Genomic DNA, 22,771 nt, shown 5'->3' with positions numbered 1-22,771 from the left:
ATGTGCTGTATTAAAAGCTACAGCACATTTTTACTTCTATTTATTTTCTGTTCTCTTTACATCCCATATTTCATCTGCATATTGAAGTATTGTTCTATCACTAGAGAATGTTCCTGCATTACATACATTTAAGAAACATTTCTTTGCCCAAGCCATTTTATCTTTATAAGCATTAAATACTTCATCTTCTGTCTTTTTAAAACTTTCAAAATCAGCTAATAAGAAATATTGATCTCCTTCTTTGATTAATGAATCAAATAAATCATCAAAGTCTCCTGTTCCTCCATCATTTAAAGTTCCATCTATCAGTGTATCCATTACTCTTCTTATTGAATCATCACTTTCGTAATATGATTTTGATTTATATTTTCCTTGAATTTCTTGAATGTCTTCAACCTTTAATCCAAAGATAAAGTTGTTTTCTTCTCCACTTTCTCTTACTATTTCTACATTAGCTCCATCTAATGTTCCAAAAGTAGGTGCCCCATTAAGCATAAACTTCATATTTCCTGTTCCTGATGCTTCTTTTCCTGCAGTTGAAATTTGTTTTGAAAGATCAGCTGCTGGGAATAATTTTTCTGCATATGAAACTCTATAGTTTTCTACAAAATGAACTTTGATTTTCTTACTTACTTCTTCATCTTCATCAACAAGTCTTGCTATTTCATTAATAAATTTAACTATTGTCTTTGCTCTTCTATATCCTGGGAAAGCCTTAGCTCCAAATATAAAAGTTGTTTTTGGTATATCCATTTGAGGATTTTCTTTAATTCTATAGTATAAATCTAGAATATAAAAGGCATTAAGAAGTTGTCTCTTATATTCATGCATTCTCTTAATTTGAATATCAAACATTGAATCTGGATCTATTTCTACCCCTTCAGTATCTTTGATATATTTTGCTAATTGTTCCTTCTTTGCATGTTTTATATCCATAAACCTTGTTAAGACTTTTTCATCATCTGCATATTTTTCAAGATTTTTTAATAAAGATAACTCTCTCACCCAATCTTCATTACCTAATAGTTCTGTAATTAATTTTGATAATTCTTTATTACACAATCTTAACCATCTTCTTGGAGTGATTCCATTAGTTTTATTTTGGAATTTTTCTGGATATAATTTATACCAATTATTTAATTCTGTTTTCTTTAAAATATCAGTGTGAAGTTGTGCTACTCCATTTACTGTATGTCCAACATGTATAGCTAAGTTGGCCATTCTAACTGTATTGTTATTAATTATTCTGAACTCTTGAATTTCTGCTCCAGCATATCCCTTGTCTTTTAATTCTTCTAAAAATCTTTTATCAATTTCTTTTATTATATCTAATACTTCTGGAAATAGTTCCTTAAATAAATCTTCATTCCATTTTTCCAAAGCTTCCGCTAAAATTGTATGGTTAGTATAAGCAAATACTTTATTTGCAACTCTTAAAGCTGCATCAAATTCAACTCCTTCTTCCTGTGTTAATATTCTTATAAGCTCAGGAATTGCAATAGTAGGATGAGTATCATTTAATTGTACAGCAATCATATCTCCTATATCTTCTGTTACCTTACCATATTTCTTTTTATAACTTCTTATTATATCTTGCAATGATGCACTTGAGAAGAAATATTGTTGTCTAAGTCTAAGCATCTTACCTTCTTTATTAGAATCATTTGGATATAACACTCTTGAGATATCTTCTGCTCTATTTTTATCTTCTAAGGCTTCATCATATTTTTGAGCATTAAATAATGTGAAATTAAACTCTTCTATAGGTTCACATTTCCATAATCTTAATGTATTTATATTTTTATTTCCATAACCAATGATTGGAGTATCATAAGGTACTGCTTTAACCTTCATATCTTTGTAATTGATAATAACAGTCTCACAGTCTTTTCTTATGCTCCATGGATCTCCATATTTAAGCCAAAAATCCCCAGTTTCCTTTTGTACTCCATTTTCAATATATTGAGAGAATAATCCATTACTATATCTTATTCCATAACCTGTAAGTGGTACTTCCATTGTAGCTGCTGAATCCATAAAGCAAGCAGCAAGTCTTCCAAGACCTCCATTACCAAGTCCTGCATCTTCTTCAATTTCTTCTATTTTATTTATATCAATATTAAGCTCTTCTAAAACTGCTTTAACATCTTCATATAATCCAGTTGATATCAAATTGTTACCTAATGCTCGTCCCATTAAATACTCAGCAGATAGATAAAATGCTTGCTTTCCATTTTCATATAATTCCTTTGTATCATTCCATTTATCAATTATTTCTTCCATTATTGTAAGAGAAAGAGCATTAAATATTTCAAAATCCTCTGCATCTTCAATTCTTTTTGCGTATTTTATCTTTAAATATCTCTCAATTCCTCTTTTTATTTCTTCTCTTACCACTTTTATTCACACCTTCCATACATTTTTGTATATTTATATATTTTATCTGCTAAATCACAGTTTAATATATTCTCTCTAACTCTCCATTTCCAATTTTCACCTAAGGTTGATGGTAAATTCATTCTTGCTTCATTTCCTAAATTCAAGAAATCTTGCATAGGTGCTATGGCTAAACTTCCAACACTAGACCATGCACCTCTTATGAAGCCCCAATTATATCCTTCATTGCTATTCATAGCTAAATATTCCTTACAATATTTAACATCTTCCTTAGCTCCTGTTTTTTCATACCATCCTCTGAAGGTATCATTATCGTGAGTACCTGTATACACTATGCATTTGTTCATATAATTATGTGGTAAATAATCACTTTCTTCTCTTGCATCAAAAGCAAATTGAAGAACTTTCATACCTGGGAAATCTGATTCTTTTAAGAATTCTATAACTTCCTCAGTGAGATATCCTAAATCTTCTGCTATTATATCTACTTTACCTAATTTATTCTTTATGGCTTCAAAAAGCTTCATTGCAGGTCCTTTGACCCATTTGCCATTCACTGCTGTTTTTTCTCCATATGGCACACTCCAATAGCTTTCAAAGCCTCTAAAATGATCTATTCTCAGAACATCATATAACTTTAAACTTTCTTCAACTCTTCTTATCCACCAAGTAAATCCATCTTCCTCCATTGCCTTCCAATTATATATAGGATTTCCCCATAATTGTCCTGTTTTTGAGAAAGCATCTGCTGGACATCCTGCTACAGCTTTAGGTTCTAATGTATCTTCATCTACTAAGTAATCTTTTGGATTACTCCATACATCTGCACTATCTATAGCCACATATATAGGTATATCCCCTATTATCTTAATGCCTTGCATATTGGCATAGCTTTTAAGCTTGTGCCATTGCTTAAAAAATAAATACTGTATAAAGCTCCAATATTCAATTTCATCTTTTAGCAGTAACTCACATTTTTCTAAAGTTTCTATATCTCTTCTTTTAATATCATCATCCCACTTAAGCCATGATACTAAGCCAAAGTATTCTTTTATAGCCATATATAATGAATAATCTTTTAACCATTTCTTATTTGCTTTTTTAAATGCTGCTATTTCATTGCTAATTCTAAGATTGCCACTTTCTTTATAATTTAGATAAGCTTTCTTAAGCACCTTGTATTTAGTTTTAAATAATAATCCATAATCAATACTTTCTTTATCTTTGTAATAATCTTCATCTTCATAATCTAACTTTTCTAAAATACCTTCTTCATTTAAGATGTCAAAATCAATAAAATATGGATTGCCTGCAAAGGCTGAAAATGATTGATATGGTGAATCTCCATATCCAGTAGGCCCAAGAGGAAGTACCTGCCAATAACTTAATCCTGTCCTACTTAAAAAATCAACAAATTTATATGCTTCCTTGCCAAATGTCCCTATGCCAAACTTACCTGGCAGAGAAGAAATATGCATTATAACTCCTGCACTTCTATCCATGATTATCCTCCCTTAAGAATAAATAATCTATAGTAATTACTATAGATATTCCTAAACTTTCAAAACTATTTTCTGTTCCATCTATAAAGTTTCCTCATAAACATATTATCCCTTGTAGTCTCTTTTCTTTTACAAATGATATAAACATATCAATATTAATGTATAATCATTTTGCTAGAATATCATTGTATATTTAGATTCCTTTATCTTATTACCTATTATACTGATCATTTCAGAAAAGAGTGGGTTAAAAACCCCTTTTACTAAAACACCAATATTTTTTTGTATTATTTTGCTTTAGTATTCTAGCACTGTTATTAGGGATATAATTACTATCCTTAATAAATTCTAACACCTTTTCTATTGTACTTTCTTTAACATCTGGATGATTATTAAGCGCTCTTGAAATTATGCTTACTCCAACTCCTGTCAACTTAGCTATATCTCTTATATTCATTTTTAACCCTTCTTTTGGAACAATACATCGGTAACTATTCCAAAAAATCATTAAAAAATAATTTTAATGGCTTGTACAATTATTACCACTAAAATTATTTACATTTTTTTCTATATTTACATTATATTATCGTTTTAAACTGTTTTCAAATATAATATTATTTTTTTCTTTCCAAATAAAAAAAACAACCTTAAATAATACTGCAGTATTAAAGTTACGTATATCATAAGCAGTGTATTTTTCTATCTTATCCAGCCTATATATAAGTGTATTTCTATGAATATATAACGCCTTAGCTGCATCACTTAAATTAAGTCCACACCTAAAAAACACTTCTATAGTTCGTATCATTTCATTGTCAAGCTTAGAAAATCCCTCATTAAATATATGATATATCTTCTCCTTCTTTTCTTCTGATACTGAATCAATAATTCCTTCTAAAATTAATTTTTTTTCATTAATAACACTTTCACTTACTTTATATTTATTAGCTAACATAAGTTTATATTCACACTCTTCAAAAGATTTTTTTAAGGCTTCATAATTTTCAATCTGGCAATAGCTTATATAATATCTACTGGTAAAATTATTAAGTAAAGCATCCTTTATTCCTATAATATGCTCATAAATTTCTTTTACTTCAGCAATCAAAAGTAACTTATCATTAATTAAAATAACTTCTATATCACTATCATGATATAACTCTTTTATATATAGATAAGCATCGTATAATTTACTTTCTATATATATATCTATTAAATAAAACTTATCTAAAAGAGCAGGCCATACTGCCGAAATTATATCTTTTTCTATATTTTTTCCTTCTAGTAATGATGTAACTATACTTTCCTTATGAATCAAAATATCTTTTAGCTTATTTTCTAAAGAATATGCCAATAAATTTAATGTACTACCAAATGCTGCTTTTGTTTTCAAGCAGCATTCGGTTCCATTAAATTTAATACTTTTACTTACTATCTGATCACTATCATCATATTCTAAAGTTTCATAAACTCCTAAGCTTTCAATTGATAATCGGAAAGGTATATTACAACATTCATAAATATTTTTTACCATGTTCTCAATACATTCCACAATATCACCTCTTAAGCACTTACATATACTTTATCTTAGATTACCCTTAAAGTTGTATCCTTATCAAATACATGTAAACTATTAGCATCTAAGTATATCTTAGCTTTTTCTCCTACTTTTAAATTCGTAGTCCCTTCTATTCTTATTGTTACTGAAGCATTTCCACATTTAGTATAAACATAACTTTCTGCTCCCATATGTTCTACAACTTCAATATCACCAACAATAGTTGAATGTGGATTATTTGCTATAAGTTCTTTGTCATCACTTAAGCTTTGTGGTCTTATACCAAAAGTAACCTCTTTTCCTATATAAGATTTTAATGCATCACATTTATCTGCTGGAAACTTGATCTTATTTCCATTAAATGATGCAAATAAATCATTTCCTGATTTTTCAATAACACCATCTATAAAATTCATTTGTGGGCTTCCCATAAATCCAGCAACGAATAAATTTGTTGGATAGTTATAAATATTTTGTGGAGTATCAACTTGTTGAATTACACCATCTTTCATAACAACAATTCTTGTACCCATTGTCATAGCTTCTACTTGGTCATGTGTAACATAAATAAATGTTGTTTGTAATTTTCTATATAATTTACTAATTTCAGTTCTCATTTGAACTCTTAGTTTTGCATCAAGGTTAGATAATGGCTCGTCCATTAAGAATACCTTAGGATTTCTTACAATGGCTCTTCCTAATGCAACTCTTTGTCTTTGCCCTCCTGATAAAGCCTTTGGTTTTCTCTTTAATAAATGTTCGATGTCAAGAATTTTAGCTGCTTCTGTAACTTTCTTTTCTATTTCATCCTTTGGCATCTTTCTTAATTTTAATGCAAAAGCCATATTGTCATATACAGACATATGAGGATATAAAGCATAGTTTTGGAAAACCATTGCTATATCTCTTTCTTTTGGTTCAACATCATTTACTAATGTATCCCCTATATATAATTCACCTTTTGAAATATCTTCTAACCCTGCAATCATTCTTAATGTAGTTGACTTACCACAACCAGATGGTCCAACGAAAACTATAAATTCTTTATCTTCTATTTCTAAGTTGAAATCTTTAACTGCTGTTACATCGCCTTGATAAATTTTATAAATATGTCTTAATGATAAACTTGCCATATATATTCCCTCCATAAATTCATTTTTAAACTCTTAATATATTTATATTGTACTTCTTGAAATTGTTTTCATCTATATGTAATAGTTACAAATTAACATATTATTTTTTGTAATAATATCTAATATGTTAATTTCTTACATATATACTTTTACTTTGTAATCATAACATAACATAAAGTTTATTTTCAATGTATTAAAGTTTCTACTCACTATATACATCAAAAAAATTCATCCTTTTTTACTTATTATTTTTTAATTATCCAAGAAGTATTTTTCATTTATTTATGGTAATTCAAAAAGAATATTAGAAATCGGTTACTATCTGTATATTCCTATATTTAAAACTCTATTATTTTTTATAATTTTACTATTTACATTTTTATAGTAATCGGTTACTATAATATTAATGGTATATTTAGGAGGTAATTAATATGCATAAGAATATAGTATCAATGTTACAAGACAATTTTATAAACGTATTTAATGTAAAGGATCAACACTTATTCTTCTCACCAGGAAGAGTTAATTTAATAGGTGAACATACAGATTATAATGGTGGACATGTTTTCCCTTGTGCACTTTCTTTTGGAACATATGGAATAATATCTAAAAGAAATGATAGAAAAGTAAGATTATATTCAATGAACTTTGAAGATTTAGGAGTTATTGAGTTTAGTCTAGATTATATGGTTTATGATAAAGCACATGATTGGGCAAACTATCCAAAAGCAGTTATAAAAACTTTTGAAAATCATGGATATAGAACTGAACACGGTTTTGATATATTATTCTACGGAAATATTCCAAACGGAGCTGGACTTTCATCTTCAGCTTCATTAGAAGTATTAATGGCTGTAATCATTAATGATTTAAACAACTTTAATTTAGATATGATATCTATGGTGAAAATGTGCCAAGAAGCTGAAAATAAATTCATTGGCGTTAACTGTGGTATCATGGATCAATTTGCTATTGGTATGGGTACTGAAGGATGTGCTATACTGTTAGACTGTAACACTTTAGAATATAGATATAGTAAAATCAATATGGAAGGATATAAAATAGTAATCGGTAATACTAATAAGAAACGTGGACTTGCTGATTCTAAATATAATGAAAGACGTTCTGAATGCGAAACTGCATTAGCTCAAATACAAACTGTTAAAAATATCAATTCTTTAGGAGAACTTACTGAAGAAGAATTTGAAGAAGTTAAGAACGTAATAACAGATCCAATAGTAAGAAAAAGAGCGAAACATGCCGTTTATGAAAACCAACGTACTTTAAAAGCTGTTAAGGCTTTAGAAAATAACAATTTATTATTATTTGGAAAACTTATGTCTGAATCTCATATTTCTTTAAGAGATGATTATGAAGTTACTGGTAAGGAATTAGATACTTTAGTATCTTTAGCATGGGAAATGCCTGGAGTAATAGGTGCTCGTATGACTGGTGCTGGATTCGGTGGATGTACAGTTAGTATAGTCAAAGAAGAAAATGTTCAAAACTTCATAGATACTATCACTAAAAAATATACTGAAATCATCGGTTATGCTCCTGATTTCTATGTGGCAACTATATCTGATGGTGCTAGAAAATTATTATAATATATTATACAATTATTTAAATAGGCTATCCATAAAAGGATAGCCTATTTATTACTATGCAAGGTGTGATTAAATGAAGATTACTATTCAAGATGTTGCTAAAAAGGCTGAAGTTTCTGTTGCCACAGTATCTAGAGTGCTAAATGGCAACTATCCTGTAAAAGCTGAAACAAAAGAAAAAGTTCAAAAAGTAATAAAAGAACTTAATTTTATTCCTAATATACAAGCTAGAGAACTTACTAGACAAAAATCCACTGCCATAGGAGTTGTTCTCCCTAGTATTAATAATATGTTTTTCCCTGAAGTTGTTACAAGCATAGAAACTGCTTTAAAAGCAAAAGGCTATTCTTTAATTCTTTGCTGCTCTAATAATGATAGAGAAGAAGAGGTAAGATGTATCAATGACCTCCTTGCACGAAATGTTGCAGGCGTAATTGTACTAGATCCTAACACTTCAAATATCAATTCAGATTTTTATAAATCAATTGCTAAAACAGTTCCTATTGTATTTATAAACGGGCATGCTTCCGTAGAAAACATATCTTCTGTTTCCAATGATGAAAGCATTGGTGCTGAGATTGCTTTAAAATATCTCATCAATAATAACCATAAGAATATTCTTTTCATTCGTGGAGAAAATAGTGCTTCTTATGATATCAAAGAAAAAAAATATATAAGCATGCTTACAAATTCAAATCATTACCACCCATCTAATGTAATTAATATCGGTAAGGGAAATGGTAGTGAAACCGTAGATAATACAATTGTATCTGTAACTAATTTCTTAACTAAAAATAGAAAAATAACAGCTATCTTTGCTTGTAATGATCTTATGGCCGTTGGTGCCATAAATGCCTGCAAAAGACTAGGCTTAAATGTTCCAGAAGATATTTCTGTAATTGGTTTTGATAATACTGAGTTAAGCAAAATAGTAGAACCTAAATTAACTACCATAGATCAAAATATGTCTCTTTTAGGAGAAAATGCTGCTGAACTATTATTAGAAAAGATAACTTATAATAATGAATTCAGCAAAAAAATAATTTTAAATAACAAACTTGTGATAAGAGAAACTGTTAATCAGCAAGGTGATTAATCTTCAAAACTAATAAAAATAACCCAGTAATTTAGAATTACCAGGTTATTTTTATTAGTTTTTCATTATCTTGCTTTCGTAAGCTTTTAATTCTATATTATTGAAGTTCTTAACCTTGTCAGTGTGGTTCATAACAAAGTAATAAGTTTCTCCATTAACTTCTCTCTTAACTACTTCAACGCCTTCTTCTGTATCTATCCATTCAATAGCTGCATCAGTAATTATCTTTGCTGCTATGGCATCCATAGTACAGTTATCAAGACCTGTTCCTATATAATAAACTTGACCTTCTTCAAAATTATTAACAGTTACAGCGCTTAAATGATTGTAAAATTCATCATTATACACAAATAGAGGTTTCGCAGTAGTAGTTTTTAACATATCTCTAAAGACAACTCCACTACCTGAAATGCCTGCAAATTCATCTATACCTTTTATATCTACCTCTTGTCCTTCTTGAAGAGATTCTATTTCTTCAACATAACCACCAATTAACTCATTATAATATGTTGGATTAAGCTCTCCAAGAGTTAGATTATTATAGTAATCTTTAATAGCCGTTCTAAAGCTAAATACAACTTTTCCACCATTTTTAACAAATTCTCTAATTCTTTCTTGAACCTCTGATTTAAATACTATCATTGTTGGTATTAATAATACTTTATATTCACTAAAATCAGTATAAGATGGAATAACGTCAATATTTATATTCTTATTATAGAATGGTCTGTAAAGTCTATATACTTCATTCTTATAATCCATTAAGAAACTTTGTTTTTGAATTCTAAATGAAGCCATAGATTCATAATCATAAATAACTGCTACTTCAGCTTTTACTTTACTATTAACTACTTCTTCATTTTCTTTAATATCCTTAAAGAAATCTTGAACTTCAAAGAATTTTCTTCTCTTTATATTATCTTGATCTAATATTCCATAACAATATTGCTCTGCACCTTTAACAGCTCCTCTATATCTAAAATACATAAGCGAATTACATCCATGAGCCATTGCTTGATATGACCACATTTTTGCTTGATTTGGTCTTGGAAGATATCCAATTACATCGTGTCCTTGAGCACCCATTATGGCTTCAGTTATCCAGAAATTTTGCTTTTTAGCACCTCTCATATAATCTAAACCACATGCTATTTCATGAGCTGGAATTGGCTCTCTTTGCCCACCCCATACTGGATAATTATTGTAAGCTACAACATCTAAATGCTGTGCAACTTTTGAAAAATCATAGCTCTTATCAAAATATCCACCTGAAAAATCATGCATTACTACAGAATCTTCACCTAATACTTCCTTTAATAAATCCACTTGCATCTTTGCATATCTTTCAACACTTAAACTTCTAAATCTTTCCCACTCCATACGTAATGAAGGATTATGAGTGGTTATAGTTTTAGCTGGAAGAGGTATTTCGTCAAAGTCATTGTACTCTTGCGACCAAAATACTGTTCCCCAAATTTCATTAAGTCTATTTATATTATTATTATAAGCCTCTTTTAAATAATCTCTAAAAGCTCTCTTACATTCATCACAAAAACAAATATCGCTTCCTTCATGACCAAACTCATTATCTATTTGCCATGCAACAATTCCTTTTTCATTTTTATAGTGCTCTGCAAGAGCTCTTATTATTTTTTCACTAAACTTATGATATGTTCTGCTGTTAAAGCAATACTGTCTTCTTCCTCCAAAAGCTCTCTTTGTGTTATCTTCAAATTCTGATAACACATCAGGATAGTTTTTTGCAAGCCATGCTGGCATAGTAGCTGTAGGAGTACCGAAAATAACTTTCAATCCCTTTTCCTTAGCTTTTGCTATCACATGATCGAAATAAGAAAAATCATATTCCCCTTCAATTCTCTCCATCATATGCCATGCAAATTCACCTATTCTTATTACATTACTACCTAATTCTATTATATTATCTAAATCTTCATTTAACATATTTTCATTCCAGTGCTCTGGATAATAATCAACACCTAAGTACATTTTTATACCTCCATTACCTTAACTCTTTTTTATAATAATTTTACCACATTTATATATGTTTTTAACTATTTTTTACTAAATTTTACTAAAAAATATTATTTAAACCCAGCCCTAAGACTGGGTTTTGTATATTATGCCATTTCAGCATTTCTTTTTTCTTCTAACTTATTGATAATTTCATCTTGGAATTGTCCTTCGATCTTATATCCTTTTTTATAAATTATAAAGGCTATAATACTTATTACTGAAGGTATACCAATCATTAAAACTCTCATACCAAATATTGTACCAGCTGTTTGAACTACATTTGCTTTATATCCTACTATTGTTAAACCTACACCGATTAACCATGCAGAAACTGCTGATGCACCTTTAACTAAAAGTGTTTGGAATGAAGCTATAATACTTTCATTTCTAGTACCAAATTTAACTTCGTTATAATCAATAACGTCAGCAAGCATAACTGTTGTTGCTCCTAAGATAAATCCTGTACCCATCTTCATGATAATTCCTGAAGTTGCTATTAATGTTGCATTTGTTGGCATAAATATTCCTACTAATAATAACATTATTAAACCAACTGCTGGTAAGTAACATGCCATTCTAAATACATTTCTCTTACTCATTTTCTTTGATATTATTGGGAATAATATTAAAGCACTGATTTCAGCAAGTGAAGCAAATGCTGTAAATACTGAATACATATTTTCATTTCCTGTAACATATTTGAAATAATAGATTGCCATACCACCTGCTAATTGAGCAACTAAGTTGTAAGCTAATACTACACCAATATATACTAATAATTGATCATTTTCTTTAATTACTTTAAACGCTTGTTTTAATGTTGTCTTTTCAGCTGATTGTCCTGATGAAGCCATATTGCAGCTACTATCTTTAACATTTACCACTGTAATTATTGATGATATAACAAATATTACCGAAATTATAATTGCTAATTTTCCATATCCTATTGTTTGGTCTCCACTACCTAGCTTATTAACCATTGCTAAACCAAATGCTCCTATAATAAGCCATGCTGAACTAGCAAAAATTCTTGGAATAACTGACATTTGATCTCTTTCTTCCTTAGTCTTAGATAATGAAGGAAGCATTGACCAGTATGGTATATCCATTAATGTATATGTCATTCCCCATAAAATATACATAACTGAGAAATAAGCATAAAGGCTTGTCCCTGTTAAATTTGGCTTTTTAAATAAGAAAATTAATACTACTGCATTAACCAATGTTCCAAGTAAAATCCATGGTCTAAATTTACCATATTTACTTCTTGTATTATCAACTATCATCCCCATCATTGGATCATTAAAAGCATCCCATACTCTAGCTACTAAAAATAAGTTCCCAACAAATAGCGGTGATATTCCAACTAAGTCTGTTAAGTAAATCATTAAGTATGATGAAACTATAGCATAAACTAAATCTTTACCTAAGGCTCCTACACCAAATGAATATTTTGTTTTAAAAGATAAATTCATATTTCCCATCCCTTTCATTTTCAATTTCACATTTATCTTTGAAACTGTTTACATCTGTTACAAGATTTATGATAACATTTTCACCAATAATTTGCAAGAGTTTTTTACTATTTTTTACTATCTTTTTTATATACATTTTACTAAAAAGTTAAAAATAGACTGTATAACCATCTTATACAGTCTTATTTTAAGCCTATTTACAAATAAATTTTATTATCTTGCTATCATAATCTCCAATTAATTTTATATCAATTCCTTGATTCATTAAATAGCTTCCGCTTTTTTCAATTTCTTCTTCATTTATTTGGAATTTATAAATTTTATCACCATCTAATCCTCTAAGCTTTACCCTTGCAGCTCTATGTCCTAACTTACTTTGAGGTAAGAATGCAAATAATAATACCTCTCCCTCTTTTACGTATTGGAATAGGGCATAATCATTTTCAGATGTGTTTTCTAGCCTATAGAAACTTCCTTCTTGAACTATATGACGAATATTTTTATATTCATTAATCATCTCTTTAGAAAGCTCTATTTCATCTTCACTTAACTTTAATATATTACAGCCAATGCCTAGTGTACCCATCATGGCACTATGGTATCTAAATTTCATAGGTATTACTCTTTGTGATAAAAAATTTGGGCAATCTGTCACCCAAGCTCTCATGGCCTTTATTGGATAAATATATGAATAACTATTTTGAATTTTTAATCTATCATATGCATCAGTATTGTCACTTGTCCAGAAATCATCAAATATACCTAGTATACCATAATCAGTTCTTCCTCCACCTGAAGCACAAGCTTCAAATAATACATCTGGATGCTTCTTCTTTAATTCTTTTACAATATCATAAATTGCTTCAATATGCTTATACCAGATATCTTTTTCAACACCAGCTTGTGATATAGGTCTATTAGCATCCCATTTTATATAATCTATTTCATATGAAGATAACAAATTGTCTAGCATTTGGTAAACAAACTCTTTAACTTCTTTTTTAGTCATATTTAATACATATTGTCCTCTTGAAGTATCACTAACTCTAGTTTCATAGTGATATATCAAATCTGGATGCTCTTTATATAAGCTTGCTAACGGATTTACCATCTCAGGCTCAACCCATATACCAAATTTCATATCTAACCCCTTAACTTCATCAATCAAAGGTTTTAAACCATTAGGAAATTTTTCTTCATTTACATACCAATCACCAAGACCATTATATATACAATCTCTTTCACCAAACCATCCATCATCAACAACAAATAATTCTGCTCCTATTTCCTTTGCTTTTTTAGCTAATTTTATTTGTTCATTACAAGTAACTTTAAATTCAGTAGCTTCCCATGAATTATATAATACTGGTCTTAAACCACTTCTTAAAATATTATCATTAGCAAACTTATGCAGATTATGGCTCATTCTTTCAAAACCTCTGCTTGTATATCCACATATAATTGCTGGCGCTATAAAACTCTTTCCTGCTTCAAGAGATAATTCAAAATCAAATTCATTAATTCCCATTTGAACTAAAGTTTCACCATATTGCGTCTGTTCAACAACACCTTTGAAGTTTCCGCTTAGCTTTAAAGCTCCAAAATAAACTTCCCCTGTACTTTCTGTGGCATCTTTATCTAAAATAAAATGAGGATTATGATTATGAGTTGATATTCCTCTTCTATTTTCAATAACTACTTTTCCAAAGCTCATCTTTTGAGTGAATCTTTGTTGTTCAGCTCCCCAATGTCCACAAGTATTAGAAAAATTTAATCCTTCATATGGAATATGGAATTGAGCACTATGTATCTTTTCCACCAATACTTGATCTTTAGTATTATTTACAACTTCAACCCATCTTTCCATAAGATCATAATCATAATGTGATCTATAATGTAAATTTACATCAAAATCATAATGATTATCTTTTAATTTTATGATTAGTTCTTGTCCATTTATTTCATATCCTTCATATCGTAATACTATTTCTCTTGTCTTATCACTAAAATTAACTTTTAAACAAGTTTCTTTATATCTTAATCCTCCATGCACTGGAAACTCTTCTGGAGTTATTTCATGAACTGGATCATTAGTTGATACTTCATTTAAAACAGGCATTTGGAAGTCATTAATATTATCAATTCTATTTCCCCAATATAAATGCCTTATAAGTCCTAAATTATCAACTCCAAAGATATAAGATGTATTTTTAGTTTCAATGCTAAATATATTTTGATTTTCATTAATCTTAATTCCCATAATTTCTCCTTTTTCAATCCCTTTACTAAGATAACGTTTTCTTAATTAGATTATAATATACTCATAGTAAAAAAATCAATATTTTTACTAAATTTCATTATAAAATTTTACTATTTCCTTTAAATATGGCTCTAAGATATCATCATTTTCAAAATATAACTCATGTTTGCCATTATCAAATCTAACAAATTTACAATTTTTAGCATATTTACGAAAAGTATTATGTCCTTCATCATTTACAAAAGTATCTTTTCCTGATTGAAATAATAAAATTGGAATTTGAATTTTCTTTATATTTTCTTCTTTTTTTAATTTTCTTGTTGCTTTTATTGCTTCATTAATCCACTTAAAAGATCCTCCATTTCTCTGAAGCACTTCATTTGCTCGTAATGCATTTAAATGTCGTGAATATCTATATTGGTTTGATGTAGCTGATTCTTCTAAATTATACTCTCCATTGAAAGGACCTTGTCCAAAAATATAATTATTACCTTTTCCAACATATATAAAGAATTTACTGATTAAATAAGCCATATTTTCACTATAATTTCCTGTGTTTATTTCCATCATCGGTGAACTTAATACAGCTTTTTCAAAATATTCTTGATATTTTTCTAAAAATAAAGCTCCAATGCCTCCACCCATAGAATGAGCAAATAAAAATACAGATTCACCTTTCTTTTTCACTACTTCATCCATAAAAATCTTTAAATCCTCTATATAGTAATCAAAGCTATCTATATGAATTTGACTCTTTTCCTTAAAATTCAAATTAGATGATCTTCCATGACCTCTATGTTCTAGACCATATACCGAATATCCCATTTCTGTAAAGTAATAAATAAGTTCAGTATACTTTTCTAAACATTCAGTAAATCCATGGCTTATAACAATGATTCCCTTTTCATCTTGAACAATAAATTTTTCATAATAGATATTTATATTATTACAACCTTTAAAATACCCACTTTCCTTCTTTGTATTTAATTTTCTTTCCACATATCTAATAATTTCTTCATCTTGTCCATAATTTGAACAAAATATATTTGCTATTTCATTCATTTTTATCCCTCTTTTTAATTTTATATGTACAACCTAATCATATATTATACTACTATTCATTGTAAATATCGAAAAATAAAGAAGTATGAACTTTTTTTAAATAATCATACTTCCTTTTCAATATATGGCTATATTATTCTCTTTACACTTTCTCGAATCACAAACTCCGATGGTACTATAACCTTTTTAGCGTAGCGCCTATCATTAGAAAGTTTTTCTACCATAAGTTCTACAGCTACCTCTCCTAAGTATTCTGTATGTACAGAAACTGATGTCAATGGTGGATTAGTATATTGAGACACTATTGTATCATTAAAAGCAATTATACTGATATCTTTTGGAACTTCATATCCAGCTTCCTTAAGTCCCCTTATAACCCCTACTGCCACTGCATCATTTGATGCGAATAAAGCTGTTGGAAGACTATCATTATTTTTTAAATACTCACTTATTGAACGATATCCACCATCATATGTCATTTTACTATCTATAATAAACTGCTCATTATATAGCGATTTTTCTTTCATATATTCATTATAAAATTTCAATCTATCATCAAGACTAAATATCTTTAAATCATTTAGTGTTTTTTTTGAACCAACAAACCCTATTTTTTCATGACCCATTTTAGTAAAATAATTTAACGCTTGGAATACACCTAATTTAAAATTAGTTTTAACCCCATCATATATTTCATCATTTGGACTTGAATCAAGGAAGACTAAATTAGAAGAAATTGCTGATACTTCTTTTACTTCCTCTTCTGTAAATTTACCAATGCAAATGATTCCATTTAGCTTAGTGTCTTCAAACAATTGATAAGCTCCCCCATTTTTAAATACACTTACTACTTTTATACCTTTTTGAAAACATTGCTTTTCAACTATACTTCTTAAAAAAAGATAATATGGATCTTGCAGTTGTTGTGCAACATCAAACATTTCAACAATTCCAACTACATAGATATTCTTACTTTTATTCTTTCTTTGCTTTGCTGTCTTATATTTCAATTCTTCTGCTACTCTCAATATTTGTATCCTTGTCTCATCAGAAACTACAATCTTAGAATCGTTATTTAAAACTCTCGATACAGTAGCTAAAGAAACTCCTACCTTATCAGCTATTTCCTTTAAAGTTGCCACTTTTACCCCCTATAATGCCTTTTTACTTTATTATAATATATTTTATAAATAATTACACTACTTACATCTCTTATTTATACAGCCCCCAACTTTAATAATATGAATTTTTCTTTTAGTCTCTTCTTAATCTTATTGTATGCATCTTCACATGTACAATGGCAACAATAAAAAATGTTTCTTTATCCTTTAGTGCTTTAGTAATACTCTCAATAAAATTATCATCTTCATATTTTTATTAATAATATATTTTCTTTGTGAATATTTAATAATTTATAAAACAAACTAATATTAAATTATCATTTATTAAATCTGAAGAAGGTGTAAATTTGAAAACTTTATTTATTAAAATTTTTGTATATTTCGCTTTATTTTCACTATTAATTTCATGCTTTAATTATGTATACAGTAATGCTTATGATAAAATTAACACAGAAAAAGTTGTATATTTAACCTTTGATGATGGTCCTAGTAAAAACACCTCTAAAATTTTAGATATCCTTAAAATAAATGATGTACATGCAACTTTTTTCGTAATTTGTCCTTACATAGAGTCCCATAATGCTCTAATAAAACGTGCTTATGATGAAGGTAATGCTATTGGCAACCATACTCATAATCACGAATTTAAATATATATATTTATCAGAAGAAGCTTTTTGGAATAACTTTAATAAACATCAAAACTTCCTTAAAGAAATAACTGGAAAAGATTGTACAATATTTAGATTTCCTGGTGGATCTCATAACACTTTAGTTAGAAATGCTCATGGAAGTTCTTTTACAGAAAACATCATATTAAAGCTAAATGAACAAGGTATAAATTGTTATGATTGGAATGTTGATTCTGGAGATGCCAAAGGAAATAATATTCCCGCTACAACCATCTATAACAATGTAGTTAAAGATTCAAAAGATAAAGATGGACATTTAAAATCACCAGCTATCGTCCTTATGCATGATTGTATGACAAAAACAACAACTGTTGAAGCATTGCCAAAAATAATTGAATATTTTAAAGAGCAAGGTTATAAATTTGATACTTTAAATTAAAATAGGAGCTTAAATTTTTAGCTCCTATTTAATATCAAATTTATATTTACAAATTAAAATTCATATTAGCATTATATTGACCAGTAGACATTAAATATCTTTTTAATACTTTCGATGAATAAACTTTAAAAGGAAGTAAATCGCTTATATTAATAGAATATTCTTCTGACTTTATAGCTTTTCTTATTTCTTCTATAGTACTACATTCTTTATTGAAAGTGGTAAATATAGCCCCTATCTGTAAAGGAGTATGGCTATCGCTTCCTGTAACTATATTAACAGAAAGCTTTTTAGATAGCTCAATAAGTTCATTTTTAGCTTTTGTTTCCCCTTTTCTAAATATATCTTTAGCATTTAAGTCAATGGCATCTAACCTTTTTAAACTTTCTTCTGAATGCTTAAAAAGCTTGTGTCCCTTTCTACAAGGATGAGCTCCAATTTTCAAACAGTTATAAATATCTGACATATCTAGTAATTCTTCAAATTCAATCAAATTTTCTTTTTCCATGTATTGTTCTAAGATTTTATGAATATCCATTATGTCATCTCTATCTCCTGCTATTATAACGTGGCCCTTTCCTTTCACATTAACTTCTAATGCTGGGAATATAGCTACTCCATCAACCATATATCTATTTCCTTCATATATATAGTTTTCTTCTAAATATTTATATATTACATTGAAGCATATAGCATTAAAATGCTCACATAAAATTATTCCATCTATCTTATTTTCCTTGGCATATTTTATTTCATTTAAAAAAAAATTTTCATTAAAATCTTTTCTTTTACTTAGCAAACCATGAACATGGAAGTCTATGTTCATACTGTTTTCTCCTTATTAATTATTTTTTAATCTATACAAAACTTTAATTTTCATCTTATTATATGTATATGCTTAATATGAGATTTCTGCCTACATATTAATATAATAATTATTATTGTATTTTCATCTCTTTTATACTTTACAAATATATTTTTTTATATAATAATAATTCTTATATAACTTTATATTATATAGGAGGTACTTATGGAAAATATAATTTTAGAAGAAGGAATGAAAGCACCTGATTTCACACTTCCTGGTTCAGATGAAAAAAACCATAAATTAAGTGATTATCTTGGAAAAAAAGTTGTTCTATATTTCTACCCAAGAGACAATACCCCTGGCTGCTCAAGAGAAGCTGAAGCATTTAGAGATAATGCTGAAGAATTCAATAAGAATAACACTGTAATACTTGGAGTTAGCAGAGACACTATAGCTTCACATAATAAATTTATAGCTAAATATGATTTACCTTTTGTACTTTTATCAGATAGAAATGAAGAAGTTTGTAAATTATATGATGTCCTTAAAGAAAAAACTATGTGTGGTCGTACAGGAATTGGTGTAGAACGTAGTACTTTTATCATTAACGAAGAAGGAATAATCACTAAGATTTATAGAAAAGTAAAAGTTGCCGGCCACGTAGATGATGTAAAATGCAACCTTTAGGAACTCCAATGGAGTTCCCTCCTCAATTTTTCATTCTTAATTAAATTTCGTTCCTTCTTTAAGCATCTCTTTGAATTTGTTCCACTCTACAAACTCTCCCCCCATACTCTCAAGATGATTGGTATGCATTTGACAATCTATAAATAAAAACCCTTCTTCTTCTAGCTTCTTAGCTAAAGATATCAGTGCAGCTTTTGAAGCATTGCTTACCTTTGAAAACATACTTTCTCCAAAGAAACATTTCCCTATTTTAACTCCATAAAGACCACCTACTAACTGCTCATCTTCATATACTTCAACACTAGATGCTAATCCTAAGTTATGTAATTTTATATATGCTTCTTTCATATGGTCTGTTATCCATGTACCTTCTTGACACTCCCTAATCTCCTTGCAATTTGAAATCACGGCAGCAAAATCATTATCAAAAGTTATTTTAAACTGATTCTTCTTTAAAATTTTCTTCATGGAATTTGATATTTTAATTTTACTTGGGTAAATAATAAACCTTGGTTTAGGGCACCACCATAATATTTCCTCTCCTGGATTATACCAAGGAAATATTCCATTACAATATGCTAGTATTAATCTTTCTACAGATAAATCACCGCCTATAGCTAATAATCCATCTTCTTCTGATAATTCAGGATTTGGAAATACTATTTCATTATTTAATCTAAATACTGCCATTTTCTTTTCCTCACTACTTAATTTTTTATTATATGTTGTATTATACCGTATTTCATCTGTTATAATATATAAAGAGGTGTAAAAATATGAAAAATTTATCAAAAGTACTTATAGGTATACTGGTAGTAATAATAATCATAGCTATACCAGTAGTTAGTGGCTACAATAACTTAGTAGCTTTAGAGCAAAAAGTTGATACTGCTCAATCTAATATTGATACTCAACTTCAAAGAAGATCAGATTTAATTCCAAATCTAGTGAGCACAGTAAAGGGATATGCTAACTTAGAAAGCGAAATTTATACAAATATCGCTGATGCAAGAAGTAAATTAGCAGGTGCTTCTACCATCCAAGAAGAAGCTGCTGCTGACCATGAGTTAACTAGTGCTTTATCAAGACTTCTTGTGGTTGTAGAAAACTATCCTGATTTAAAATCAAGTTCAAATTTCCAAGACTTAGCTATTGAACTTGAAGGCACAGAAAATCGAATTACTATAGCCCGTCAGGATTATAATGATGCTGTTACTGAATATAATACTAAGAGGAGAAGGTTTCCAAGCAATATAATTGCTTCTATTTTTAATTTTGAACAAAAGCCATTATATAAAGCTAGCGAAGGTGCTCAAACTGCTCCTTCTGTAGATTTTTCAAGTTAATATATAATGAAACTTTTTAAAAAGGTATTATTAATTTCTTCTCTTTTATTAGTATGTATTTATTCTATTACCTTTGCGGCAAATACCAAATTCCCTTCAGTTACAACCAATAAGTATATTAATGATTATACTGGAACAATTTCAAAAAATTATACTGAAAAAATTATATCAATTGGTAAGGAACTTGAAGAAAAAACAACTGCACAATGTGTTATTGTAGTAATAAACTCCACTAATAATGTACCTATAGAGAAATATGCAAATGAATTATTTCGCTCATGGGGTATCGGTACCTCTGAAAAAAATAATGGTCTTTTAATATTATTAGCTATGGATGATAGAAATTGGAGAGTTGAAGTAGGTAAAGGTCTTGAAGGTGCTGTACCAGATGTACTTAGCAACAAAATTATGACTTCTTATGGAAAGCCTTATTTCCGTGATGGAAATTATAATGACGGTCTCTTGAATTGTTATTATGAATTTTCTAATAAAATTGCTGAAGAATATGGAGTTTCGTTAACTTCCCTAGAAAATATAAATGTTTCTTCTAAAGATTACAACAATAATAACTCTTCATCTAATACTTCCAATAAGGTTATTCCTGGAGTTATTATACTACTTATCTTTTTAGATATCATTTTAAATAGAGGAAGAGTATGCCGTACTTTTTTACAAATGATAATTATCTCTAGTCATCATCGTGGTCCTAGAGGCGGTGGTGGCGGATTTGGTGGTGGCAGCAGCGGATTTGGTGGTGGAAACAGTGGTGGAAACGGCGGATTCGGTGGTGGCTCTTCCAATGGTGGAGGTTCTTCAGGTTCATGGTAAAATTTTTACCCAATAATAAATAATTTTTAAATAAAAAAAATGGGGCTGTATCAAAATAATATTTGAAAAAAGGGAATTCGTATTTGAATTCCCTTTTTTGCATATAATATCGTTATGAAAAACTTCAAAAAGAATGTGATACCTATGCAACAAATAGGTTTTCCAATACAGGTCCCTTTTATACCTAAAGAAGATGATCCTGTAAGACTGCTATTTGAAGTTACGGAGGGATTAGATTATACAAATTTATATAAAACATACTCTACATTAGGTAGAAATCCAGCAGTCGATCCAGTCACTTTATTTAGGCTATTAATATATGGAGATATGAACAAAATATACTCCAGTAGAGAATTAGAAAAGGCTTGCAAACGTGATATAAACTTTATTTGGCTTTTGCAGGGGCAAAAGGCTCCGGATCATAATACAATTGCTAGATTTAGAAGTCAACGTTTAGCAAATTGCCTTCGTGATTTATTTAATCAACTTATTATTTATTTAGGAGAAAATAATGAAATTCAATATGAAAATTTATTTGTAGATGGTACAAAAATCGAAGCGAATGCTAATAAGTATACTTTTATATGGAAAAAAGCAACTGATAAATTTGAAAATAAACTACAAGAAAAAATTAAAGATACTTTAAAACATTTAAAAGATGAGTTAGATATAAAAATCAATATTAATAATGATAAAATAACAGTTGATTTCGTATCTAAAATATTACACAAGTTAGATACTATTAAAGTTGAAAATAAAATTGAATTTGTTCATGGAAAAGGTAAAA

General features: G+C 28.7%; 19 protein-coding genes and 1 pseudogene. 7 read left to right on the top strand and 13 right to left on the bottom strand.

From position 1 onward, the window contains the following. Nucleotides 1-36: 36 nt before the first annotated feature. The 5 genes and pseudogenes from H8R92_RS04185 to H8R92_RS04165 all read right to left on the bottom strand — a co-directional run bounded on the left by H8R92_RS04185 (nt 37) and on the right by H8R92_RS04165 (nt 6,590). Entirely contained in the window at nt 37-2,397 is a 2,361-nt protein-coding gene (locus tag H8R92_RS04185) for a glycogen/starch/alpha-glucan phosphorylase (protein ID WP_022211071.1), read from the bottom strand. A gap of 2 nt (nt 2,398-2,399) precedes the next feature. After that, on the bottom strand, nt 2,400-3,899 hold the full coding sequence (malQ, locus tag H8R92_RS04180; protein ID WP_022211070.1) for a 4-alpha-glucanotransferase: 1,500 nt from the start codon (nt 3,897-3,899) through the stop codon (nt 2,400-2,402). A gap of 31 nt (nt 3,900-3,930) precedes the next feature. Further along, nucleotides 3,931-4,356, bottom strand: a pseudogene (locus tag H8R92_RS04175) (LacI family DNA-binding transcriptional regulator); the annotation flags it as partial. A 126-nt stretch (nt 4,357-4,482) separates the two neighbouring features. Beyond that, complete coding sequence (locus H8R92_RS13450) at nt 4,483-5,451, bottom strand: PucR family transcriptional regulator (RefSeq protein WP_022211068.1); 969 nt, start codon at nt 5,449-5,451, stop codon at nt 4,483-4,485. A gap of 35 nt (nt 5,452-5,486) precedes the next feature. Beyond that, nucleotides 5,487-6,590: an ABC transporter ATP-binding protein gene (locus tag H8R92_RS04165; RefSeq protein ID WP_022211067.1), complete on the bottom strand. Its 1,104-nt coding sequence runs from the start codon at nt 6,588-6,590 to the stop codon at nt 5,487-5,489. A 452-nt stretch (nt 6,591-7,042) separates the two neighbouring features. Between H8R92_RS04165 and H8R92_RS04160 the strand changes: the two genes are divergently transcribed. Further along, nucleotides 7,043-8,197, top strand: coding sequence for a galactokinase (locus H8R92_RS04160; protein ID WP_370545589.1), 1,155 nt, complete (start codon nt 7,043-7,045; stop codon nt 8,195-8,197). A gap of 73 nt (nt 8,198-8,270) precedes the next feature. After that, the gene (locus H8R92_RS04155; RefSeq protein ID WP_022211065.1) at nt 8,271-9,293 is read left to right on the top strand and encodes a LacI family DNA-binding transcriptional regulator; all 1,023 of its coding nucleotides are present in this window, start codon (nt 8,271-8,273) and stop codon (nt 9,291-9,293) included. A gap of 54 nt (nt 9,294-9,347) precedes the next feature. On the opposite strand, the gene H8R92_RS04150 is transcribed toward H8R92_RS04155, so the two are convergent. The 6 genes from H8R92_RS04150 to H8R92_RS04125 all read right to left on the bottom strand — a co-directional run bounded on the left by H8R92_RS04150 (nt 9,348) and on the right by H8R92_RS04125 (nt 17,266). Beyond that, a complete protein-coding gene (locus H8R92_RS04150) occupies nt 9,348-11,300 on the bottom strand; it encodes a beta-galactosidase (RefSeq protein ID WP_022211064.1) in 1,953 nt (650 codons plus the stop codon). Between the two features lie 131 nt (nt 11,301-11,431). Next, entirely contained in the window at nt 11,432-12,802 is a 1,371-nt protein-coding gene (melB, locus tag H8R92_RS04145) for a melibiose:sodium transporter MelB (protein WP_186834811.1), read from the bottom strand. Next, entirely contained in the window at nt 12,786-12,938 is a 153-nt protein-coding gene (locus H8R92_RS04140; protein WP_186834810.1) for a hypothetical protein, read from the bottom strand. The genes melB and H8R92_RS04140 overlap by 17 nt, the downstream gene beginning before the upstream one ends. A 57-nt stretch (nt 12,939-12,995) precedes the next feature. Further along, nucleotides 12,996-15,062 (bottom strand): alpha-galactosidase, encoded by a 2,067-nt coding sequence (locus H8R92_RS04135; RefSeq protein ID WP_186834809.1) that lies wholly within the window; start codon nt 15,060-15,062, stop codon nt 12,996-12,998. An 87-nt stretch (nt 15,063-15,149) separates the two neighbouring features. Then, a complete protein-coding gene (locus tag H8R92_RS04130; RefSeq protein ID WP_022211061.1) occupies nt 15,150-16,124 on the bottom strand; it encodes an alpha/beta fold hydrolase in 975 nt (324 codons plus the stop codon). 128 nt (nt 16,125-16,252) lie between these two features. Further along, a complete protein-coding gene (locus H8R92_RS04125; RefSeq protein WP_022211060.1) occupies nt 16,253-17,266 on the bottom strand; it encodes a LacI family DNA-binding transcriptional regulator in 1,014 nt (337 codons plus the stop codon). Nucleotides 17,267-17,592: 326 nt separating this feature from the next. Here H8R92_RS04125 and H8R92_RS04120 point away from each other — a divergent pair, with 326 nt between their 5' ends. Beyond that, complete coding sequence (locus H8R92_RS04120; protein WP_022211059.1) at nt 17,593-18,315, top strand: polysaccharide deacetylase family protein; 723 nt, start codon at nt 17,593-17,595, stop codon at nt 18,313-18,315. Nucleotides 18,316-18,361: 46 nt separating this feature from the next. Here H8R92_RS04120 and H8R92_RS04115 read toward each other — a convergent pair whose 3' ends face one another. After that, nucleotides 18,362-19,141, bottom strand: a complete 780-nt coding sequence (locus H8R92_RS04115; protein ID WP_022211058.1) for a PHP-associated domain-containing protein — start codon at nt 19,139-19,141, stop codon at nt 18,362-18,364. Between the two features lie 204 nt (nt 19,142-19,345). Between H8R92_RS04115 and H8R92_RS04110 the strand changes: the two genes are divergently transcribed. Next, a complete protein-coding gene (locus H8R92_RS04110) occupies nt 19,346-19,810 on the top strand; it encodes a peroxiredoxin (RefSeq protein ID WP_022211057.1) in 465 nt (154 codons plus the stop codon). Between the two features lie 36 nt (nt 19,811-19,846). Here H8R92_RS04110 and aat read toward each other — a convergent pair whose 3' ends face one another. Further along, entirely contained in the window at nt 19,847-20,500 is a 654-nt protein-coding gene (gene aat, locus H8R92_RS04105) for a leucyl/phenylalanyl-tRNA--protein transferase (protein ID WP_022167235.1), read from the bottom strand. An 86-nt stretch (nt 20,501-20,586) separates the two neighbouring features. Between aat and H8R92_RS04100 the strand changes: the two genes are divergently transcribed. From H8R92_RS04100 to H8R92_RS04090, 3 genes are all read left to right on the top strand, one after another. Next, on the top strand, nt 20,587-21,156 hold the full coding sequence (locus tag H8R92_RS04100) for a LemA family protein (protein ID WP_022211056.1): 570 nt from the start codon (nt 20,587-20,589) through the stop codon (nt 21,154-21,156). A 6-nt stretch (nt 21,157-21,162) separates the two neighbouring features. Then, entirely contained in the window at nt 21,163-21,984 is an 822-nt protein-coding gene (locus tag H8R92_RS04095) for a TPM domain-containing protein (RefSeq protein WP_186834808.1), read from the top strand. Between the two features lie 114 nt (nt 21,985-22,098). Continuing rightward, nucleotides 22,099-22,771: transposase (locus H8R92_RS04090; RefSeq protein ID WP_186834807.1), on the top strand; the 673-nt coding region annotated here is incomplete at its 3' end.

It is taken from the genome of Clostridium lentum (genome assembly GCF_014287815.1).
Classification (GTDB): domain Bacteria; phylum Bacillota; class Clostridia; order Clostridiales; family Clostridiaceae; genus Clostridium; species Clostridium lentum.
The sequence above is the reverse complement of the archived record's forward strand: the minus strand, read 5'-3'. Positions and strand labels throughout refer to the sequence as shown.